The organism is Pseudomonas sp. NFACC43 (assembly GCF_900119645.1).
Lineage (GTDB): Bacteria > Pseudomonadota > Gammaproteobacteria > Pseudomonadales > Pseudomonadaceae > Aquipseudomonas.
In genome coordinates, this window is record NZ_FPKK01000009.1 from 21,504 (window position 1) to 41,329 (window position 19,826).

Annotated in this window: 19 protein-coding genes; 6 read left to right on the top strand and 13 right to left on the bottom strand. The window is 63.1% G+C overall.

The genetic code is table 11. The features are described 5' to 3' along the window. Positions 1 to 65: 65 nt before the first annotated feature. Positions 66 to 959: a PA4780 family RIO1-like protein kinase gene (locus BT179_RS16590; RefSeq protein ID WP_072397804.1), complete on the bottom strand. Its 894-nt coding sequence runs from the start codon at positions 957 to 959 to the stop codon at positions 66 to 68. Between the two features lie 212 nt (positions 960 to 1,171). Beyond that, positions 1,172 to 1,963: an AraC family transcriptional regulator gene (locus BT179_RS16595; RefSeq protein ID WP_072397805.1), complete on the bottom strand. Its 792-nt coding sequence runs from the start codon at positions 1,961 to 1,963 to the stop codon at positions 1,172 to 1,174. A 78-nt stretch (positions 1,964 to 2,041) separates the two neighbouring features. Here BT179_RS16595 and BT179_RS16600 point away from each other — a divergent pair, with 78 nt between their 5' ends. Then, positions 2,042 to 3,070, top strand: a complete 1,029-nt coding sequence (locus tag BT179_RS16600) for a bile acid:sodium symporter family protein (protein WP_072431736.1) — start codon at positions 2,042 to 2,044, stop codon at positions 3,068 to 3,070. Here BT179_RS16600 and BT179_RS16605 read toward each other — a convergent pair. After that, positions 3,057 to 4,334: an acetyl-CoA C-acetyltransferase gene (locus tag BT179_RS16605; RefSeq protein WP_072431735.1), complete on the bottom strand. Its 1,278-nt coding sequence runs from the start codon at positions 4,332 to 4,334 to the stop codon at positions 3,057 to 3,059. The genes BT179_RS16600 and BT179_RS16605 overlap by 14 nt on opposite strands. 258 nt (positions 4,335 to 4,592) lie before the next feature. Here BT179_RS16605 and BT179_RS16610 point away from each other — a divergent pair, with 258 nt between their 5' ends. After that, the gene (locus tag BT179_RS16610) at positions 4,593 to 5,945 is read left to right on the top strand and encodes a 3-oxoacyl-ACP reductase (protein WP_072431734.1); all 1,353 of its coding nucleotides are present in this window, start codon (positions 4,593 to 4,595) and stop codon (positions 5,943 to 5,945) included. Positions 5,946 to 5,947: 2 nt separating this feature from the next. Beyond that, positions 5,948 to 6,802 carry a MaoC family dehydratase gene (locus tag BT179_RS16615; RefSeq protein ID WP_072431733.1) on the top strand — a complete coding sequence of 285 codons (855 nt, stop codon included), beginning with the start codon at positions 5,948 to 5,950 and terminating at the stop codon, positions 6,800 to 6,802. Positions 6,803 to 6,974: 172 nt separating this feature from the next. Here the strand turns inward: BT179_RS16615 and BT179_RS16620 are convergent, their stop codons facing one another. From BT179_RS16620 to BT179_RS16635, 4 genes are read right to left on the bottom strand one after another with little or no spacing between them, the layout of a single operon-like run. Further along, positions 6,975 to 7,532: a DUF4136 domain-containing protein gene (locus BT179_RS16620; RefSeq protein WP_072431732.1), complete on the bottom strand. Its 558-nt coding sequence runs from the start codon at positions 7,530 to 7,532 to the stop codon at positions 6,975 to 6,977. A 20-nt stretch (positions 7,533 to 7,552) separates the two neighbouring features. After that, positions 7,553 to 8,170 (bottom strand): DUF4136 domain-containing protein, encoded by a 618-nt coding sequence (locus BT179_RS16625; RefSeq protein ID WP_072431731.1) that lies wholly within the window; start codon positions 8,168 to 8,170, stop codon positions 7,553 to 7,555. A gap of 12 nt (positions 8,171 to 8,182) precedes the next feature. Continuing rightward, positions 8,183 to 8,932, bottom strand: a complete 750-nt coding sequence (locus BT179_RS16630) for a methyltransferase domain-containing protein (RefSeq protein ID WP_072431730.1) — start codon at positions 8,930 to 8,932, stop codon at positions 8,183 to 8,185. Further along, positions 8,932 to 9,234 (bottom strand): MazG-like family protein, encoded by a 303-nt coding sequence (locus BT179_RS16635; RefSeq protein ID WP_072431729.1) that lies wholly within the window; start codon positions 9,232 to 9,234, stop codon positions 8,932 to 8,934. The genes BT179_RS16630 and BT179_RS16635 overlap by 1 nt, the downstream gene beginning before the upstream one ends. Before the next feature lie 164 nt (positions 9,235 to 9,398). Between BT179_RS16635 and BT179_RS16640 the strand changes: the two genes are divergently transcribed. Then, on the top strand, positions 9,399 to 9,692 hold the full coding sequence (locus BT179_RS16640; protein ID WP_072397814.1) for a hypothetical protein: 294 nt from the start codon (positions 9,399 to 9,401) through the stop codon (positions 9,690 to 9,692). A 124-nt stretch (positions 9,693 to 9,816) separates the two neighbouring features. Continuing rightward, positions 9,817 to 11,166: an MATE family efflux transporter gene (locus BT179_RS16645; RefSeq protein ID WP_072397815.1), complete on the top strand. Its 1,350-nt coding sequence runs from the start codon at positions 9,817 to 9,819 to the stop codon at positions 11,164 to 11,166. Positions 11,167 to 11,170: 4 nt separating this feature from the next. Here BT179_RS16645 and BT179_RS16650 read toward each other — a convergent pair whose 3' ends face one another. The 6 genes from BT179_RS16650 to BT179_RS16675 form a co-directional block, all read right to left on the bottom strand. Further along, positions 11,171 to 11,968 carry a DUF4123 domain-containing protein gene (locus BT179_RS16650; RefSeq protein ID WP_072397816.1) on the bottom strand — a complete coding sequence of 266 codons (798 nt, stop codon included), beginning with the start codon at positions 11,966 to 11,968 and terminating at the stop codon, positions 11,171 to 11,173. Beyond that, positions 11,965 to 13,278: a type VI secretion system Vgr family protein gene (locus BT179_RS16655; protein ID WP_072397817.1), complete on the bottom strand. Its 1,314-nt coding sequence runs from the start codon at positions 13,276 to 13,278 to the stop codon at positions 11,965 to 11,967. The genes BT179_RS16650 and BT179_RS16655 overlap by 4 nt, the downstream gene beginning before the upstream one ends. A 303-nt stretch (positions 13,279 to 13,581) precedes the next feature. Continuing rightward, on the bottom strand, positions 13,582 to 15,495 hold the full coding sequence (gene speA, locus BT179_RS16660; RefSeq protein WP_072397818.1) for an arginine decarboxylase: 1,914 nt from the start codon (positions 15,493 to 15,495) through the stop codon (positions 13,582 to 13,584). A 130-nt stretch (positions 15,496 to 15,625) separates the two neighbouring features. After that, complete coding sequence (locus tag BT179_RS16665) at positions 15,626 to 15,997, bottom strand: translation initiation factor Sui1 (protein WP_072397819.1); 372 nt, start codon at positions 15,995 to 15,997, stop codon at positions 15,626 to 15,628. A gap of 170 nt (positions 15,998 to 16,167) precedes the next feature. Further along, positions 16,168 to 16,725: an NUDIX hydrolase gene (locus BT179_RS16670; protein WP_072431728.1), complete on the bottom strand. Its 558-nt coding sequence runs from the start codon at positions 16,723 to 16,725 to the stop codon at positions 16,168 to 16,170. A 3-nt stretch (positions 16,726 to 16,728) separates the two neighbouring features. Beyond that, complete coding sequence (locus BT179_RS16675) at positions 16,729 to 17,796, bottom strand: DUF2333 family protein (RefSeq protein WP_072397821.1); 1,068 nt, start codon at positions 17,794 to 17,796, stop codon at positions 16,729 to 16,731. 274 nt (positions 17,797 to 18,070) lie between these two features. On the opposite strand from BT179_RS16675, the gene BT179_RS16680 reads away from it, so the two are divergent. Beyond that, positions 18,071 to 19,741 (top strand): diguanylate cyclase, encoded by a 1,671-nt coding sequence (locus BT179_RS16680; protein WP_072431727.1) that lies wholly within the window; start codon positions 18,071 to 18,073, stop codon positions 19,739 to 19,741. The last annotated feature ends 85 nt before the right edge of the window (positions 19,742 to 19,826 follow it).

The following is a 19,826-nucleotide window of genomic DNA, read 5'->3' on the forward strand; positions in this document are numbered from 1 at the left end:
GACGATGCCGATACATCCGGCATCACCGCGAACTGACTCGCTCCCACAGAGCTCGAGCAACCGAATCACTGCATCCAGGGCGGAGGCGGCTCTTCGGCCTTGCCAGGCGGTGCATCCTCGGCCGCACGCAGGGCCTGGCGACGTTCTTCTTCCCGACGGGCGGCCTCGATCTCGCGCATGACCCCACCCACATCCGCCAGTTGCTCCGGCTCAGCGAACTCACCGGTCAATACACTGCCAGGATGCAAGGTGCCGGCCTCGTAAAGCGCCCACATCTCCTTGGCATATCGGGTGCGCTTGAGCTCCGGGGCGAACCGGCCGAAATAGGACGCCATGTTGCCTACGTCCCGCTCCAGCATGCTGAAGGCATGGTTGTTACCGGCGGCATCCACGGCCTGTGGCAAGTCGATGATCACCGGACCGGTCGGCGCGAGCAGCACGTTGAACTCCGACAGGTCCCCGTGCACCAGTCCGGTACACAGCATCAGCACGATCTGGGAGATCAGAAACGCGTGGTACTCACGGGCCTGTTCTGGCTCCAGTACCACATCGTTCAGCCGTGGGGCTGCGTCGCCGTACTCGTCAGCCACCAACTCCATCAACAGCACGCCCTCGAGGAAGTCGTACGGCTTGGGCACGCGTACCCCGGCATTGGCCAGGCGGAACAGCGCCGCCACTTCGGCGTTCTGCCAGGCGTCTTCAGTTTCCTTGCGTCCGAACTTGGAGCCCTTCGCCATGGCCCGGGCCTGGCGGCTGTTGCGCACCTTGCGGCCCTCCTGGTATTCGGCGGCCTGACGGAAACTTCGCTTGTTCGCCTCCTTGTAGACCTTGGCGCAACGTAGCTCATTGCCACAGCGCACCACATAAACAGCTGCTTCTTTACCACTCATGAGTGGGCGCAGCACCTCGTCGACCAGACCGTCCTCGATCAGGGGTTCAATGCGTTTTGGAGTCTTCATCAGCTTTTATTCTGGGTCCTTTGTGACCAAACACGCGAATGACAGCCGTTATACGGCAATACAACCTCCACGGGGAGGGGTTGCCGACCTGTGTAGAGGCAATGCACACAATGTGCCGATATCGACAGAGTCGAATCATAGCCGAGAGCAGTACCGGTGTTGCCAAGCGATGCCCTGGTTATTGCGACAAGAACTGACAACCCTCGCCAGGCTCAACGCTTGAACAACTCGCCCGGCGTGAACCCGAACATGGTCTTGAATGCCGCAATGAAAGCGGAGGTGGAATCATACCCACACGACAACGCCGCGCCGGTCACGCTGTCCCCCTCTTCCAGCGACCCCAGGGACGACAACAACCGCATGCGCTGTCGCCAGGCTCGGAAGCTCAGACCGGTCTCACGCTGGAACAGACGCATCAAGGTCTTTTCCGACATGCCCAGGCGTTCGGACCAGGCCTGCAGGGTGGCGTTCCGTTCGGGCTGCCCGATCAGTTCGTTGCACAATCCCAGCAAACGCACGTGACGGGGCAGCGGCAGGGAGAATTCCACTTCCGGCAACGTTGCCAGCTGGTCCAGCAGCACCTGCACCAGCCGCTCCTGCGGCGTGTCTCCCTGGGGATAATCGGCCGGCCACTGGCAGAACACCTTGATCAGTTCCCGGGCCAGCGGCGTGACTTCCAGCACCCGACAATGGCCATCGGCCCAGGGGCAGGCGTCGCGATGGACATACAGGCTGCGCATTTCCGCCCGGGTGGAGGTCACGACCTGATGTTCCAGGTCCGCCGGGATCCAGATGCCCCATTGCGGCGGGGCGAAGAAACTGCCAGCGGCGGTATGCACCCCCAGGACACCGCTGATGGCATAGGAAAACTGCACCCAGTCATGCCGATGGGCCTGCGTCCATGAACCGGCGTTCAAACTTTCGACACGGGCGTACAGCGGCCTGGGCAACTGAATCAGGTCGGGAATGCGGCGTTCCAGCTGCTGGTGTCCGTTAGTCGGCATTGAATGGCCTTATGTCGCAAGACGGTGGCAGGGGCCGACGTTAGGCTAAGTCATCGTTTCCTACAACTGTGGTGCACTATGGCAATCTTCAGACACCTCAAGCGCATGGTGACCGACTGGTTCCTGTGCGGCATGCTGCTCGCCACATTGCTGGCGTACTTTTTTCCCACTTTCGGCGCCACCGGTGGCGCAATGCATGCCGAATGGGTCGTCAATATCGGCATCTTCGTAGTGTTCTTCCTGCACGGGGTGAACCTGTCCGGCGAGCAGGTCCGTCATGGCCTGAAAAATATCCGGCTGCACCTGATGGTGCAGATCTTCACCTTCGCGGTATTCCCACTGATCTGGCTGGCCTGCAATGCATTGCTGGGCAGCCATGTTCCGCCACTGCTGATGCTGGGGTTCCTATACCTGTGCGCCCTGCCCTCGACCATTTCCTCTTCCGTGGCCCTGACCGGTAGCGCGGGCGGCAACGTCCCGGCGGCGATTCTCAACGCGAGCCTGTCCAGTGTGCTGGGGATTTTTCTTACGCCACTGCTGGTCAGTTTCGTCGTCGGGCGGGGCGCCGGGGGTATCGACCTGGGCTCCACGCTGCTGGATCTCTGCCTGATGCTGCTCCTGCCGCTGGTGCTCGGGCAGTTCCTGCGGCGCTGGCTGGCCGGTTTCTTCGGCCGCTACAAGCGCTACACCGCCATCATCGACAAGCTGGTGATCCTGCTGCTGGTCTATGCAGCGTTCTGCAATTCCATGGTGTCCGGGATCTGGCAGCAGCAAGGCCATGGCGTGCTGCTCAGCGCCGTACTGGGCAGCACCGTGCTGCTGGCAGTCATCCTGTGGACCACCACTCGCACCGCCCGTGCCCTGCGGTTCAGCAATGCCGATGAAATCGCCGCGGTGTTCTGTGCCAGCAAGAAGTCCCTGGCCGCCGGCGTCCCGATGGCGGCGCTGATCTTCGGCGACCATCCCGGCCTGGGACTGATCCTGTTGCCGATCATGATCTACCACCCGCTGCAGCTGATCGTTTGCTCGATCCTGGCCGAGCGCTATGCAAGCCGCCGGCGGGTCTCGGCCACCCAGCCAGCCAAGGCAGTGCTCAACGCTCGATGATGGCCGTCACGCCCTGGCCGGCCGCTGCGCAGATGGAAATCAGCCCTCGTCCCCTGCCCGCGGCATCCAGCAGCTTGGCGAGGTTGGCGACGATTCGCCCGCCCGTGGCGGCAAACGGATGCCCGGCGGCCAGGGAACTGCCCTTCACATTCAGCCGGCTGCGGTCCAGGGCACCGAGCGGGGCGTCGAGGCCCAGGCGGGTCTGGCAATAGTCCGCATCCTCCCAGGCCTTGAGGGTGCATAACACCTGGGCGGCGAACGCTTCGTGGATTTCGTAGTAATCGAAATCCTGCAGAGTCAGGCCGTTGCGCGCCAGCAGCCGCGGTACCGCATAGGCTGGAGCCATGAGCAACCCTTCGGCACCGTTGACGAAATCCACCGCCGCGGTTTCGCCGTCACGCAGATACGCCAAAATCGGCAGTCCCCGGGCCCTGGCCCATTCTTCACTGCCCAGCAACACCAGCGAAGCGCCGTCGGTCAGCGGCGTGGAATTGCCAGCGGTCAGCGTCCCCCTGGCGCTTTTTTCGAAAGCCGGTTTGAGAGAGGCAAGCTTTTCCAGGGTCAGGTCCGGGCGCAGATTGTTGTCCCGGGTCAAACCGAGAAACGGCGTTATCAGATCGTTCTGCCAGCCCTGGGCGTAGGACGCGGCCATTTTCTGATGACTTTCCAAGGCCAACTGATCCTGGTCCTCTCGGGAAACCTGCCAGGTCTGGGCCATGAGTTCGCAATGCTGGCCCATGCTCAGGCCCGTGCGCGGCTCATTGATGCGAGGCAGGTCGGGGATCAGATGACGGGGACGCAGTTGCAGGAAGGTCTTGAGCTTGTCGGCGGTGCCCTTGGCTCGATTGGCTTGCAGCAGGATCTTGCGCAGCCCTTCGTTGACGGCAATCGGAGCATCCGAGGTGGTGTCCACGCCACCGGCGATAGCGCTGTCGATCTGGCCAAGGGCAATCTTGTTGGCCACCAGCAACACAGTCTCCAGCCCTGTGCCGCAGGCCTGTTGCACATCGTAGGCCGGGGTGCTGGGAGACAGTCTCGAGCCCAGCACGCATTCGCGGGTCAGGTTCATGTCCCGGGAGTGCTTGAGCACCGCCCCGGCAGCCACTTCGCCGAGGCGCAAGCCATGCAGGTTATAGCGCTCGATCAGCCCCTCGAGGGCGGCTGTCAGCATCGCCTGGTTGCTGGCGGTGGCGTAAGGCCCGTTGGAACGGGCGAAGGGAATGCGGTTTCCACCGATGATGGCGACGCGGCGTGGCTGTGTCATGAAGAACCCCCGTGTATGTTCGGATGTGCCCGGATAAAACCACAGGCGCTGTATCGCGAGCAGGCTCGCTCCCACATCAGCCCAGCTTAGGCCTTATACGAAAAGTCGCCGAGCTGCGATCAGACAGGCCTTTTGCTGCGTTGCATGCTCGTTGCCCTGGCACTTTCGACACTCAAGCCTAGGCTTTATTTGGTCGATCGAACGACCGATTGCCAATCATGGTCCACACTTGGAAGCTCATCAGCCGGAGAGTGTTCCATGTCTGACCGTTATATCGACTTCGCCAACTCGGCCCTTGGCCTGCGCCTGGTGGGGGCGCTCGGCTTGCCCTCGCCGGTACGCCTGGAGCGCTGGCAGGCCGGTCGGCTGCGGCCGATCGAGGGCGCGCTGCTGCTGGGCGGTGGCCCACTGACCGAACAGGTCGGTGCGTTCGCCAAACGCCTGACCGACGCGATTTTCGTCTACGGGGGCGAGTCGACGCTGGCCACCGAGTGGATCCCCGGCCATGGTCCGAAAATCAAGGCCGTGGTGTACGACGCCAGTCATCTGGTCCAGGTGGATCAACTCAAGCAACTGCGGGAGTTCTTCCAGCCGCTGATGAAGAACCTCGACCACAGCGCCCATGTCGTCATCCTCGGGCGCGCCCCGGAAAGCCTCGGCGAGCCGTTCGCCGCCAGTGCGCAACGGGCGCTGGAGGGGTTCAGCCGGTCACTGGCCAAGGAGCTGCGTCACGGCGGCACCTTGCAACTGCTGTATGTCGGCGACGGTGCCGAAGCCCAGTTGGAGGGCGCGCTGCGGTTCTTCCTGTCACCCAAGAGCGCTTACATTTCCGGGCAAGTGATCCGCCTCCAGGCCTGCGAGACCCAGGTCCAGGACTGGACCCGGCCACTCACGGGGCTCAAGGCGCTGGTCACCGGCGCCGCCCGTGGAATCGGCGCGTCCATCGCCGAGACCCTGGCCCGTGACGGCGCCGATGTGATCCTGCTGGACGTCCCGACCGCCAAGACCGATCTCGACGCCTTGGCGGCACGCCTGGGCGGGCGTAGCGTCACGCTGGATATCTGCGCCGAAGAGGCCGCCGCCCAATTGATCGAACACTTACCCGATGGCGTCGATATCGTGGTGCACAACGCCGGCATCACCCGGGACAAGACCCTGGCCAACATGACCCCGGAATTCTGGGACGCCGTGCTGGCGGTCAACCTCAACGCACCGCAAGTGCTGACCAAGGCCCTGCTCGACAGCGGCACCCTGCGGGACAATGGCCGGGTAATCCTGCTGGCGTCCATCAGCGGCATCGCCGGCAATCGCGGCCAGACCAACTATGCGGCCAGCAAGGCCGGGCTGATCGGCCTGGCCCAGGCCTGGGCCCCGGTCTTGAAGACACGAGGGATCAGCATCAACGCCGTGGCCCCGGGTTTCATCGAAACCCGCATGACCGCCGAAATCCCCTTCGCCCTGCGCGAAGCCGGGCGACGCATGAGTTCCCTGGGCCAGGGCGGGCTGCCCCAGGATGTCGCCGAAGCCGTGGCCTGGCTCGCACAACCGGGCACTGGGGCCGTCACCGGTCAGGCATTGCGGGTATGTGGGCAGAGCCTGCTGGGAGCATGACCATGACGACTCAATGGCATGAAGTCAGCAGCGCACCGAACATGTCCGGGCTCTACACAAAAGCCGCGACACGACGCAAGGTCACTGGAACGACCTTGCCGGACGACGGACTGCGCCAGGTGCTCCAGGTCGATCAACAACGCCTGGCGGCCTACCGCAAGGTCTGCGGCTTCGTCGAAAACGGACTGTTGCCGCCGACCTATCCTCATGTGCTGGCGTTCCCCTTGCAGATGCAACTGCTCACCGCCAGCCACTTCCCCTTCCCGCTGCTGGGGCTGATCCACCTGAGCAACCGCATCCGGGTGCTGCGTCCCATGGGCGGCGTCAGCCAGGCGAGGGCCAGTGTCCATGTGGAAAACCTGCGCCCTCACCCCAAGGGCGCGGTATTCAGCCTGGTGACCCGTCTCGACGATCAACTGGGCCCCTTGTGGGAGGCCGAGAGCGAGATGCTCTGCAAGGGTGTGCAACTGGATGGCGCCCTGGTAGAGCCGCCTTTACCGGATACCCCGGCATTGACCGAGGTGGCGCACTGGGCCGCTCCCGCCGACATTGGCCGGCAGTACGCCAAGGTCTCCGGCGATTACAACCCGATCCACCTGAGCGGCATCAGCGCCCGGCTGTTCGGTTTCCCCACTGCCATCGCCCATGGGCTGTGGAACAAAGCCCGGACCCTGGCGGCCCTGGACGATCGCTTGCCCAAAGCCAATGTGGAAATCGAGGTGACCTTCAAGAAACCGGTGCGCCTGCCCAGCGAAGTGACGTTGCTGGCGAGCGCCGCAGGGTCCAGCGGCGACTTGCAATTGGTGGGATCGGATGAGTTGCAACATATGGTGGGAAGTTGGCGGCCAGTTGTCTGAACGGTCCCAGACCAATAGACCTACCCCGGCACACCCGCCACACGGACGTTTTCGGGGCGTCCAATCCTGGTCACCCGGAAAAGCGGGCTTGCGCGAAGCCGTTGCACCAGCCTGACCCTATGCCAGGCGAGACTGTGTTTGCGCGTCCGACATCCGGTCCACCACCAGCCAATCATCGCGGCGGGTAATTGGACAGGATCCGCGCCACGGTTTCACGTACCGCCGCGCTACGGTCGGCCGGGTTGGGCGAGGTGCTGAGCAGTTGCTCGTCACTGCCCCGCCATACCAGCTTGCCGTCCTTGCCATCGAGCAGGTCGATCTGCACCGTGGCGACCTTATAGCTGATGTTGCGGGTTTCGTTGTACATCGGGCCTCCTCCATAGCCATACCATGGACTCCCCCAACCGCCACCGTAGCTCGTGGTGACCTGCTGTTGGCGGTCTTCCACGATCAGGTAGGCCTGGACCTGCACATCGCTTCGCCCACCGGCAGGAGCCGGACGCAGGCCGCGCTGGTCGAGCTGATCGGCCACGGCCTGGCGGATCCGCTGTTCGGTCAGGTCACTTTTTATCCGCGGATCGTCAGGGCGGTATTGCAGCGCCGGTTCTTTCCAGCTCCAGCTTCGGTAGGTCGCGAAATCGCGGCTGGTGTCGAAGTCATGATTGACCTGGGTGCCCGCACAAGCGCCAAGCAGTGCAGCAAAAGCCAGTAGAACGAGACGGCGAAACATGGTTTTTCTCCGTTACATGATCAACTTGGCGGATAAGCCGACAGGGCTTTTTCCACCGCTTCGCGAATGGCATCGGTGCGTTCGCCCTGTGTGCCGCGCTGGCTGGTTTCGGCACTGGAACTCCACACGGGCTGGCCCGTGCGGGCATCGAACAGGTCCAACCGGACCACCACGACCTGCTCCTGATACGTGCGCACTATCGGTACCGTGTGATACATGCCATAGCCTGAACCGTAGCCGTGATAGCGGTTGTAGCCACCGTAATACCCCGTGTCGTAGTCGTCCCGGACCTGACGCACGCGGGTCTCCAGATGGAGATTGGCACTGACGAACAGGTCGGCTGCACGGTTGTCCTGCAACGGCCGCAGCCCCCTTTGGTCCAGGGCGTTGCTCACCGCCTCGGCCACCTGGGCCGAATCCGCCCAGGCGGTACCCGGTGGCAACTGCCCGTTGCGCCAGGTCCAACTGCGATAACGCCCATAGTCACGAGGGGGTGCCGGATAGGCGCTACGATCGAATACCGTGGCGGCTTCCGGAGGCGCCGGGGGCAGCGGCCTGGACGTCGCGACATACGGATTGCTGGACTGGCAGGCCACCAGCCCCAGGCACAACACCAATAATCCTGAACGGCCTTTCATCTCGCCCTCCGATCACACCGGTCGGCAGATCCAGTGCAGATAACGTCCCAGCCCGGCGAACGCCGGATGACGGCGGTGAGCCAGCTCCATTTCCAGCAACTGTGCAAGCTCTGCGCGCGCCTGGAATTCCACCGGCATGTAGTCATGGAAAACCCGCACCCCACTCTCGGTTTCGACCTGCCACAGACCTTCAAGTTGCGCCGCCAATTCCCGCGGATCAAGGGGTTGTTGCGGGGTCAGGCTCTGTTTTTCGCCCGCCATGTCGTTTTTGCGCAACTTGCGGAAGTGGCCCTTGAGCAGGTTGCGGTAGACCAGTGCATCGCGGTTGTAGAACGCCAGGGACAGCCATCCGCCCGGTGCCGTCAGTTGGTGCAGCACCGGCAGGATCGCATGGGGCTGCGCCAGCCACTCCAGCACCGCATGACACAGCACCAGGTCATACGGTCCGGTGAGCTGACCGGGCAGGTCCTGCCACTGTGCCTGGATGAAGGTTGCACTCCGACCGGCCTCGGCGAACCGCTGGCGGGCCCCCTCTATCATGGGTTCGGCCGGCTCGGCCAGGGTCACCTGGTGGCCTCGCTCGGCCAGCCACAACGACATGTGGCCCAGGCCGGCGCCGATGTCCAGCACGCGCAGCGGACGCTCTGGCAAGGCCTCGAGCAGATCCGCCTGGAGCACCGCCAGGCGGATCGCGCCTTTGGCCCCTCCATAGATCTTTTCGGCGAAACGCGTGGCGAGCTGATCGAAATGACGGTCGCTCATTAGCCGAACCGCCGCTCGCTGTCGGCCAGCTTGGCACGCACGACGCAATCCATGTCCAAGCCCAATTCGCTGCACAACAGCAGCAGGTACAACACGATATCGCCGATCTCCTGCCCGGCGTGGGCCAGTTTGTCCGCGGGCAGTTCACGCGACTGGTCCTCGGTCAGCCACTGGAAGATCTCTACCAGCTCGGCCATTTCCACGCTGGCGGCCATGGCGAGGTTTTTCGGGCTGTGGAATGGGCGCCAATCGTTACGGTCTCGAATGGCGTGCAGGCGTTCGGTCAGTTCAACAAGGTTCATCGGGCTCTCCTGAATGCCCATAGCTTCGGGGGGATGACGGGGGAAGGCAAGCGTCTCGGTACGAAGCGGCGATTTGCCTCATAATCGAACGATCCAGGCCTCGGGCAACTCCTACAATCAGGGCCAGCGGCTCGATTCCAACTTCTTTCCATCAGGATGCACACATGCAGGTAGAAAGCTTTTTCGAATGGCTCGGCCAGGCACTCGGTTCGATGATCCGTTTTATCGTCGATCTGCTCAGCGGCCTGTTCAACACCCTCGCCAATGCCGGCGGCAACTTCGTCGAAGGCCTGTCGCGAGCACTGGGCATGGACACCTCGATCATCAGCATCATCGCGCTCATTCTTGGCCTGTTGATGCTGTATTCGGCGATCCGCGCCTTCATGCGGGCGTCGATCATCCTCGGCATCATCTGGCTGGTGCTGGGGCTGTGGTTGCTGAGCTGGATCATCCACTGAAGCACTTGCCCTACCCCGTTAGCATCGTGGCAAGGAAGCTTGCTCCTGCGCCACGATGAGTCCCGTGACCCGAAGAACGCCGGCGCAAGAACCCGCTACAATCGCGCTCCATCAAGGAGCCCGCATGTCCAACCTGATCACCGACTGGCGCGACCGCCTGACCCATCGCCGGGTCTGGGCACTGGCTGCGCCGATGATTCTCTCGAATATTTCCGTCCCCCTCGTGGCGCTGGTGGACAGTACCGTCATCGGTCACCTGCCTCATGCGCATCAGTTGGGCGCGGTGGCGGTCGGGGCCAGTCTGTATACGGTGCTGGCCTGGGCCATGGGCTTCCTGCGCATGGGTACTACCGGGTTCGCGGCCCAGGCTGCCGGACGCGGGGACGGGGCGGCGTTGCGGCAGGTGCTGCTGCAAGGCCTGCTGCTGGCAATGGGATTGGCGGTGATGCTCGGCGCGGTAGGCGTGCCGTTGAGCGACGTGGCGCTGCACTTCATGCAGCCGTCGGCGGAACTCGATCAACTCACCCGGGATTTCTTTCATACCCGGCTTTTCGGCCTGCCGGCGGCGCTGGCCGCCTATGCGCTGGTGGGCTGGTTCCTAGGGGCGCAGAATGCCCGGGCACCGCTGGCGATCCTGCTGACCACCAACCTGGTGAACATCGTCCTGAACCTGTGGTTCGTGCTCGGCCTGGACTGGGGCGTGATCGGCTCGGCCCGGGCCTCGGTGCTGGCGGAGTGGACCGGTGCGCTGGTGGGCCTGGTGCTGGCCCGCCAGACCCTGCACGCCTGGCCGGGACGGATCGCCTGGGCAGTCCTGGGAATTTGGCAGAGCTGGCGTCCGCTGCTGGCAGTGAACCGGGACATCTTCATCCGCAGCCTGGCCTTGCAATCGGTCTTTTTCCTGATCACGGTCCAGGGCGCGCGGCTGGGAGACGCGACGGTGGCGGCCAATGCGCTGCTGCTCAATGGGCTGCTGTTGACCGCCCATGCCCTGGACGGCCTGGCTCATGCCGTCGAAGCGCTGTGCGGCCACGCCATCGGTGCTGGCGATCGCCTGGCCCTGCGCCGCTCGCTGGTGGTGGCCTGTGGCTGGTCGCTGATTGCCAGTGTCGGATTCGCGCTGCTGTTCCTGATTGCCGGGCATCTGTTCATCGATATGCAGACCGACATCCCCGACGTACGCACCACCGCCTACCGCTACTTGCCCTATCTGGCGCTCCTGCCGCTCATCGCGGTGTGGAGCTACGTGCTCGACGGCCTGTTCATCGGCGCCACCCGCGCCCGGGAAATGCGCAACGGCATGCTGCTGACCCTGCTGCTGGTGTTGCCCTTCGCCTGGGCGCTGCAAGGCCTGGGCAACCATGGGTTGTGGGTGACCTTCCTGCTGTTCATGTCGCTGCGCAGCCTGACCCTCGGCGGTTTCGCCTGGCATCTGCATCGACACGACCGCTGGCTCGGTGCCCGCGCCGACTGACGCTTCAGCCTTCGCCGTTCTGCCACGACCGACGCAGATATTCCAGACGCTCGTGCTGCGACTCGCCCCTGAGTTCCGGCACGGGCCGGGCATCGGGGTACTGCAGGCGCAGCCACAACCAGCCATCGAGCACTTCGCGTTCGGTAAACCCCAGTTTCAATCCTTGCTCCAGGTATTCCCAGAGCACCCGGTAATCGCGTCGGGTGGCGCACGACCATTGCCAGGCATGACGTTCCAGCAGGCACTGTTGCAGCTTGTTCTGCTGCCGGATGCTGAGGCTATGCTCGTTTTCCAACGCGCCAACCGGTAGACCGGGATTGGAAAGTTGCTGCCAGCCCTGGCTGCCGATGGCCCGGTCGGCCCATGTTCCGCCGAACCAGCGCATCAGGCTGATAGGGCCCAGCCAGCAACTGAGTTCGGCCGGGTCGCAACCGTCGAAGAAATAGCTGGCGGTGTGGGGGTTGTAATAGCTCAGCAACGCTTTGTGATGCAGGCCCAGCGTCACCGCCAGCATTCGTCGCAGATGGGCCAGCAACTGCGCGACTGGCGAAGCACTCACCAGCAGCAACCCCGGCCAGGCGTCCGGATCCAGATGGCACAGCCCGGCCAGGGCCGGCGATTGCTGCAAGTCCACCAGTAGCGGGCCATGCTCCCGAAGCCCATGCCATTCGGTCTGCTCGAACAAGGCAAAACGCCGAACCTCTGCGAACTGCTCGTGCAGAAGGCGCGCCGCACCCGGTGCGCCCGGCAGGTCGAGCAGCAACCATTGAGGCGTGGACCCGGACATGGCGACAGCACTCATGGGGCGGAGCTCGCGCCGCCTTGAGTGATCAGCCGGCAGGTGCACACCGGCTGGCCACAGGGACTGAAGCTGCCGCCCCCAGGCAACAGACACAACAGGATCAACGGCTCGGCCGCCTGGATCGCAGCCAACAACACAGGATCGACTCCGAACGAGCTGGCCGGCTCGTGGAAGGCTCCCCCAGCCGCCTCATTCTCCATTGGCATGGATAACCGACCGCCGAGAAAGGCACTGACCATGGGACGATCCGGGTCGCCTTCGATAAAGCTCACCAGCACCTCGGTCCCTTCATCGATTGCGCCCGGCCCGCAAGCGGCGAGCTCCGGCGCCAGGGGCAACCAACAATGACTGGGGCTGGCTCCCTCGCCTTGGTAGACCCAGTCGAACTGCACCGCCACCCGCCCCGCCATCTGCAACGCTGACTCGTCCACCGCCGCCACCCACCCGCGTTGCTGGCCCAGCATGCGCGGCTTCGAAGGCCTGTCAGCCGCAAGCGGCTGCCCATCGGCAACGGCGTGAAAGTGATTGCCGTACCCACCGGCATCGCCGCGATGCTCGACCCGGGTCAATAGCCAGCGTCGATTCCAGGCCTCGAACGGATGAGCGGACAGCACCAGAGCCTGCCCGCAATGCAGATTCATCAGGTCGCTATGGCCCTCGGCGAGCTGCGCCTCGCAAGCGGCGGTTTGCACGTTGAACAGGTGGACGCCAGGGGCCTGGCATCCGGCGCCATAACTCGCCTCCCGGACTGGCGAAAAACTGCGCGAACCGTCCGCAATGACCAGGCAATGTCCTGCGCGCCCGTGTTCGAAATGGAAATGCAGGCCAGCCTGGGCACACAGGCGCTGGAGAAATCGCAGATCCGATTCCCGGTACTGGGTACAGTAATCCAGCGGGGGATAATCCTTTTCCAGATCCAGGCACAGGTCGTGCCCGCCGATGCCGTGGGCCTTGAGCACCTCGCGGATGATCTGAGGCACGGTGCGAGCGCTGAATACCCGCTGGTTGAAGCGTTGCGCGAGGCACCCCAGCTTCGGCCCGATACGCACCCGGTAAGCGCCGTCATGCCGGTGTTGCACAAGTTCATGAAGCTGACCATGGATACCCCGGCCCGAGTCCCCGAAGCTCAACCAGACGCTGCGGTACAACATTGCCGCCAGGTCCAGGTGGGCATCACCGGGCAACAGCTCCACGTCATAGCTGAACGGCTCGTTGATGGCTTCGCTACCCATGAAGGCCGACACGACAAAGGGTTCGGGCAGACCGGCTATCTCCAGACGAAAGAGTGGCTCGTTGGCTGGATCGGACATCGGCGTATCTCTACAGGAGGGGCGGCCGGGGATTCTCGCTGAGAGCCATGGCCGAGTAGAGGGCCCAAGTACAAGTTAGGAAAGGGACTACATGAAATAAGGACAGCACGGGTTAAATGGACCGGTGTGTGGAAATAACAACGGCACAAATAAAAACGCCCTCCGGGACTATCCGAAAATCCCCGCAGCACACGGCGTATTTTCTGACAGCTCGAAAGGGCGATGCCAATCGGTCGTGGGGCCGCCGAAAAGCTTTCGGCGGCGAGGGAATATTCCCCCACCACCGGGCGCTTCAGGCTCCGCTCAGGAAGACAGGTAGGACGAACGGGTCAACCCCAGGCGCAAGGCGTCGAGGAACTGGGTCCGCTCGGCGGCGCTGATGCGGGCGCTGGCGCACTTGTCGCGGTAGTGGGTCATCAACTCCTCCGGCGACAGGTGCACGTAGCGCAGCATGTCCTCGATGGTGTCGTGGGTTTCGATACCGGCGTGGTACACGCTGCCGTCGGCATTCTGGTAGATGTTCACCGAGTCGGTGTCACCGAACAGGTTGTGCATGTCGCCGAGAATTTCCTGGTAGGCCCCCACCAGGAAGATACCCAGCAGGTAGTCTTCACCCGGGTTGAGGGAGTGCACCGGCAGGCTGGTCTCGATGCTCTGCTCGTCGACGTACTGCTTGATCTTGCCGTCGGAGTCGCAGGTCAGGTCTTGCAGCACGGCACGACGCAGCGGCTCTTCGTCTAGGCGGTGCAGCGGCAGGATCGGCAGCACCTGGCCGATGGCCCAGGTGTCCGGCAGGCTCTGGAAGACCGAGAAGTTGCAGATGTACTTGTCCGCAAGCTTGTCATTGAGCTCGTCCAGCACCTGGCGGTGGGAACGCTGGCGGGCCTTGAGGGAGTTGTGCAGGCGACGGCACACGGCGAAGTAGCACTGTTCGGCGAGGGCTTTCTCCGCCAGGGTCAGTTTGCCGTCGGCGTACTGGGCGGCCACGTCGCTCATGTAGTGGGTGGCGCGCCAGTAGGTTTCGGTGACCATCTCGATATCGGTCGGCCCCAGCAGATCGACCAGCCATTGCACGGTTTCGGGCAAGGCTTCCTTGTTTTCGATCACCGGCACGTCGTCGTGATGCTTCTCGACATCAGTCACCTGCACCACCAGCATCGCGTGGTGGGCGGTCAGGGAGCGACCGCTTTCGGAGAAGATGTGCGGATGCGGCAAGCCCTGGGCGTCGCAGAATTCCTTGAGCATGCCGACCACGACACCAGCGTAGTCGTCCATGTCGTAGTTGATCGAGCTGGCGTTGCGCGAATGGGTTCCGTCGTAGTCCACGCCCAGGCCACCGCCGACGTCGATGTGATCCACCGGCAGGCCGAGGTTGCGCAGCTCGCCGTAGTAACGGATCGCTTCCTTGAAGCCATGCTGGTAGTCCGCCAGGTTGGCGATCTGCGAACCCATGTGGAAGTGCAGCAGGCGGATCCCCTGGTCCAGGCCGGCGCCGCGGAAACGCTCCACCACCGACAGCAACTGGGCGGCAGAGAGACCGAACTTGGATTTCTCGCCACCGGTATCGGCCCACTTGCTCGAGGCCAGGGACGACAGGCGAACCCGCAGGCCAACCTGTGGCTTGACCTTGAGGGACGCGGCCTCTTCGATCACCAGGCCGACTTCGGATTCTTTCTCGATCACGATGAACACGTTGTGACCCAGCTTCTGGCCCATCAGCGCCAGGCGGATGAACTCGCGATCCTTGTAGCCGTTGCAGACAATGGTCCCGCCCTTGGGCGCCAGGGCCAGCACCGCCAGCAGCTCCGGCTTGGAACCGGCTTCCAGGCCGATGGAAACGTTCTGGGTCGCGATGATGTTCTCGATCACCGCTTCCTGCTGGTTGACCTTGATGGGATAAAGCGCGGTGTATTGGCTCTGGTATTCCAGACGCGCGATGTTGCTGTCGAATGCACCGGTAAGCTGGCGCACACGGTCTTGCAGGATGTCTGGAAAGCGCACCAGCAGAGGTAGGGAAAGGCCACTCTGGCGCAGCTGGTCGACCTGTTCGAACAGGTCGATGGGTGAACTGTCGGGACCGTTCGGACGGACTTCTACGCGACCGGCGTCATTGATCGCGAAATACCCGGCCCCCCAATGGCGAATCCCGTAAACACTGCGGCTGTCCGCAACTGTCCATTGGCTGCCATCGTCTTTGCGTGTGCGTCGTACGGACATCGAAGTCCCCTATGAATGAAGTCGAAAATGCGCCATCCGGTCAGAGGCCGGCGCAGTCTGGAGAGTGAAGATGACGAATTGCCTGTCAGCAGGGTAGACCTTGCTCACCGGGCTGAGTTTAGAAAGCCGTTCAGCCGCCGGATTTTTTCGCCTTGAAACCGTGCCGGGCCAGTTCGGCCAGCAGCAGCTCGACGTGATCGCCCTGGATCTCGATGACACCGTCTTTCAACGCGCCACCGGTGCCACAGCGTTTCTTCAACGTAGTAGCCAGTTCCTTGAGCGCGTCCTCGGCCAACGGCACGCCGGTGATGGTGGTCACCGTCTTGCCGCCGCGACCTTTGCTTTCGCGGCGCACGCGGGCGATACCATCCCCGGCGGGGATGACGGTCTGTTTGCAGATGCAGGCATCCACCGGCTGGCGGCAATCAGGGCAATGACGACCGGCGTCGGTAGAAAATACCAGGCCACCCAGGGCGGCGAAGGATGCGGCTTTTTTGGCCACCGGCAATCCTCTCGGGAGGACAAAGACTGGCCGAGACAAGCAGTGCCCCGACCGCGAAGCCCCACTCAGGCAGGGGCAGCGCTACTGGACCGGCAGACGCCGGTCCAGCTTGAAAAGTCGCGCAGTGTAACGGCAAAAAGCCGACTTGCTAAGAGCCAATCGGCGCCAATTTACTGCTTCTTTGCGACGCCCTCGCCATGGACCCGCAAATAGCGCTCCAGGGCCGCCAGGGAGTCCGGGCAATAAGGCTTGCACCGGATTTCTTCCAGCACCTGCCCGATGGGCAGGAAACGCGCCTCGAGCACCTCTTCCGGCTGCAGGACCAGAGGGCCGTCCCACACCGCCGAGAACACCGAGCACCATAGCCGGCTGCCGGGGTCTTCGAAGTAGAAATGGTCGTGGGCGATGAGTGGAACGCCGCTCACCCCCAGTTCTTCCGCCAGCTCGCGGGCCGCCGACTCGGCGTAGGTCTCGTTCGCCTGCACCATTCCGCCCGCAGCCACATCCCAGAAACCGGGATAGATCGCCTTGCTCAAGGTCCGGCGGTGAACGCACAACTCACCGGCCGAATTGAACAGCATGATGTAGGTGCCGCGTCCGATCAGGCCACGCTCCCGCAGTTCCGAGCGCACCAGGCTGCCCAGCAGGTTATCGTTTTCGTCGACCCAAGCGATCAGCTCGGCATCCGAAGCCACCCGATGGGCGGCCTCCCGGGCGCTTTCGTTCATGGATCAGCCCTGGTTCAGCAACTGCCGCAAGTCGATCACCGCCGCGTTGGCACGGGAAATGTAGTTGGCCATGACCAGCGAATGGTTCGCCAGGACGCCGAAGCCACTGCCATTGAGGATCATCGGGCTCCAGATCGGCTCCTGGGACGCTTCCAGCTCGCGGATGATCTGGCGCACGCTGACCGTGGCGTTCTTCTTCGCCAGCACATCGGCGAAGTCCACCTCGATGGCCCGCAGCAGGTGGGACAGCGCCCAGGCCTGGCCGCGAGCTTCATAGAACACGTTATCGATCTGCAGCCACGGGGTTTCGACACGTTCTTCGTCGACTTCCGGCACCTGGCCCGGCGCAGGGGCCTCGGTTTTCAATGCGGTATTGAGCTTGACCCGACCGACACTGGCCGACAGCCGCTGGGACAGCGAGCCCAGGCGGGTGCCGACGTCACCCAGCCAGTTGTTCAGGTTGTCGGCACGGGCGTAGAACAGGGCGCTTTTCTGGCTGGGGTCGGACAGGCGTGCCTGGTATCGGCTCAAGGAGTTGATGCCCTCCTGGTATTCCGACTCGCTGGAGGGCAGCACCCAGCTGCGATTGTCGAAGTTGAAGCGCGGCTCGGCCTTGGCCAGGTCGGCGTCCTCGGCGGACTGGGACTGGGAACGGGCGAAGTCCTTGCGCAAGGCACGGCTCAGGTCGCGGACCTGGACCAGCACGCCGTATTCCCAGCTCGACATGTTGTCCATCCACAGGCCTGGAGGGAACCGGTCGTTGGAAATATAGCCGCCCGGCTTGGTCAGCAGGGTTCCAGCGACGCTCTTGAGGGTCTCGACAGTGGTATAGCCCACCACCATCTGCCGGCCGTCCTTCTCGGCGGCCGCCTGGGCATTCTGCTGTACCGGGAACAGGGACGGCTCCTGGCTCCAGTACCAACCGATGGCGATGGTCACCAGCAGGTACAGGCCCACCAGCGTGGCCAGCGCGCGGCTGAAGAACAGCCCGCCCAGGTAGCTGCGGGTGGCCGATTTCGGCTCGGCGGCACGTTCAGGCGCGCTGCCCGCGCGGTTTTTCCAGTCCAGCATGGCGATGTCCCTTCAATCACTTGAGTTCACGGTTCGACCACAACCCTACGCCATCGTGCCTGACTTGAAACGCGGAATCACGCCAGCCAGGGCGAGGCAATCGGACCGCCACTATAAAGGAAGCGCCGTCATCGGCCTATGATGACCATTGGGTCAGAAACTGAATTTCATCCCGAGGCAGATTATTGACGTATGACACTCATGCGAGGGAAAAGAGGTGCTAGCATAGAGCCACCAGTCGACCTCAGCATGCACCCTAACTAGTAGTCAGGATATGACCGAGCCAGAAGACCCCAGCCGTGAGCGCCTCAAGCACCACTTTGCCCAGCGGGTAATTCATCAGGCTCGCCAGATCCTGGAGATATGGCAGCGCCTGCAACGCAGCGAATGGTCCAGCACCGATCTGTCGGAGCTCAGCGAAGCCACCCTGCGCCTGCAGCGTTTCGCCGAGCGCTTCGAGCAACCGGAGCATACCCAGTTGGCCCAGGGCATCAGCCAGTCGCTGCAAGCGGTGGATGCCAATCGCGGACGACTGAGCAGCCACCTGATCACTGAAATCAATCGCTTGATGCAGCGCCTGTCCCGCACCGGCCTGCGTCATGGCGATCAGCTCGAACAAACCTTCCTGCCGCCGCTGCGCAAGCCTATCTATGTGCTACTGCAAGACCATGACCGTGCCGAACGACTGGCCAAGCAGCTGGAATTCTTCGGCCTCAGCGCCCAGGCCCTGGAAAGTGTCGCGGCGTTTCGCGCCTCGATGGTGGAGCGCCTCCCCGCAGCGATCGTCATGGATGTGGATTTCAGCGGCCCCGGTATCGGCCTGAAACTGGCCGCCGAAGCCCAGCAAGGCCTGGAGCAGCCGTTGCCGCTGCTGTTCTTCAGCTTGCTGGAAACCGACACCCCGACCCGCCTGGCGGCGGTGCGGGCCGGTGGACAGGAGTTCCTGACCGGAACCCTGGAAGCCTCGAGCCTGCTGGAAAAGATCGAAGTGCTGACCTGCGTGGCCCAGTACGAGCCCTATAAAGTGCTGATCATCGACGACTCCCGCGCCCAGGCCCTGCACACCGAGCGCCTGCTCAACAGCGCCGGCATCGTGACCCGCACGTTGATCGAGCCGATCCAGGCCATGGCCGAACTGGCCGATTTCCAGCCAGACCTGATCATCCTCGACATGTACATGCCTGCCTGCACCGGTACGGAACTGGCGAAGGTGATCCGTCACAATGACCGCTATGTCAGCGTGCCCATCATCTATCTGTCCGCCGAAGATGACCTGGACAAGCAACTCGATGCCATGAGCGAGGGCGGCGACGACTTCCTGACCAAGCCGATCAAGCCGCGGCACCTGATCACCACCGTGCGCAACCGCGCGGCCCGGGCGCGCAATCTCAAGGCGCGGATGGTTCGCGACAGCCTTACGGGGCTGTACAACCACACCCATATCCTGCAGTTGCTCGAAGACTGTTGCTTCCGCGCTCGTCGCGAAGGCAAGCCCCTGAGCTTCGCCATGCTGGACATCGACCACTTCAAGCGAGTCAACGACAGCCACGGCCACCCCATGGGCGATCGGGTCATCAAGAGCCTGGCGCTGTTCCTCAAGCAGCGGCTGCGCAAGACCGATTTCATCGGCCGTTATGGCGGCGAGGAGTTCGCCATTGTCATGCCCGACACTGATATCGACGCCGCATGCACGGTACTGGATGAAATTCGCCAGCGCTTTGCCGAAATCCACTATCCGGCCCAGCCCCATGACCTCTGGTGCACATTCAGTGCCGGGGTGGTGGAAATGAGCGAAACGTCCGACAGCCTGATGATGGCCAGCCAGGCGGATGCAGCGCTGTACCGCGCCAAGCATGCCGGCCGTAATCGGGTGCAGAGCGCGCACCAATCAAAGCAAAGTGCCACTTTTTCATCGGAATCCACCGATTCAGTCATAAACCTGTAACCAAGGCGCAATAAATTCAGGCACTTACGATTCTGCCCCCGGTAGACCCCGATGCGCCTGAAGCTGCTGACGAACCTCAATACCC

Bases quoted from the DNA above. Each gene is read 5' to 3' on its own strand.
- BT179_RS16590 (WP_072397804.1), bottom strand. From the start codon at position 959: ATGAAGACTCCAAAACGCATTGAACCCCTGATCGAGGACGGTCTGGTC.
- BT179_RS16595 (WP_072397805.1), bottom strand. From the start codon at position 1,963: ATGCCGACTAACGGACACCAGCAGCTGGAACGCCGCATTCCCGACCTG.
- BT179_RS16600 (WP_072431736.1), top strand. From the start codon at position 2,042: ATGGCAATCTTCAGACACCTCAAGCGCATGGTGACCGACTGGTTCCTG.
- BT179_RS16605 (WP_072431735.1), bottom strand. From the start codon at position 4,334: ATGACACAGCCACGCCGCGTCGCCATCATCGGTGGAAACCGCATTCCC.
- BT179_RS16610 (WP_072431734.1), top strand. From the start codon at position 4,593: ATGTCTGACCGTTATATCGACTTCGCCAACTCGGCCCTTGGCCTGCGC.
- BT179_RS16615 (WP_072431733.1), top strand. From the start codon at position 5,948: ATGACGACTCAATGGCATGAAGTCAGCAGCGCACCGAACATGTCCGGG.
- BT179_RS16620 (WP_072431732.1), bottom strand. From the start codon at position 7,532: ATGTTTCGCCGTCTCGTTCTACTGGCTTTTGCTGCACTGCTTGGCGCT.
- BT179_RS16625 (WP_072431731.1), bottom strand. From the start codon at position 8,170: ATGAAAGGCCGTTCAGGATTATTGGTGTTGTGCCTGGGGCTGGTGGCC.
- BT179_RS16630 (WP_072431730.1), bottom strand. From the start codon at position 8,932: ATGAGCGACCGTCATTTCGATCAGCTCGCCACGCGTTTCGCCGAAAAG.
- BT179_RS16635 (WP_072431729.1), bottom strand. From the start codon at position 9,234: ATGAACCTTGTTGAACTGACCGAACGCCTGCACGCCATTCGAGACCGT.
- BT179_RS16640 (WP_072397814.1), top strand. From the start codon at position 9,399: ATGCAGGTAGAAAGCTTTTTCGAATGGCTCGGCCAGGCACTCGGTTCG.
- BT179_RS16645 (WP_072397815.1), top strand. From the start codon at position 9,817: ATGTCCAACCTGATCACCGACTGGCGCGACCGCCTGACCCATCGCCGG.
- BT179_RS16650 (WP_072397816.1), bottom strand. From the start codon at position 11,968: ATGAGTGCTGTCGCCATGTCCGGGTCCACGCCTCAATGGTTGCTGCTC.
- BT179_RS16655 (WP_072397817.1), bottom strand. From the start codon at position 13,278: ATGTCCGATCCAGCCAACGAGCCACTCTTTCGTCTGGAGATAGCCGGT.
- speA (WP_072397818.1), bottom strand. From the start codon at position 15,495: ATGTCCGTACGACGCACACGCAAAGACGATGGCAGCCAATGGACAGTT.
- BT179_RS16670 (WP_072431728.1), bottom strand. From the start codon at position 16,725: ATGAACGAAAGCGCCCGGGAGGCCGCCCATCGGGTGGCTTCGGATGCC.
- BT179_RS16675 (WP_072397821.1), bottom strand. From the start codon at position 17,796: ATGCTGGACTGGAAAAACCGCGCGGGCAGCGCGCCTGAACGTGCCGCC.
- BT179_RS16680 (WP_072431727.1), top strand. From the start codon at position 18,071: ATGACCGAGCCAGAAGACCCCAGCCGTGAGCGCCTCAAGCACCACTTT.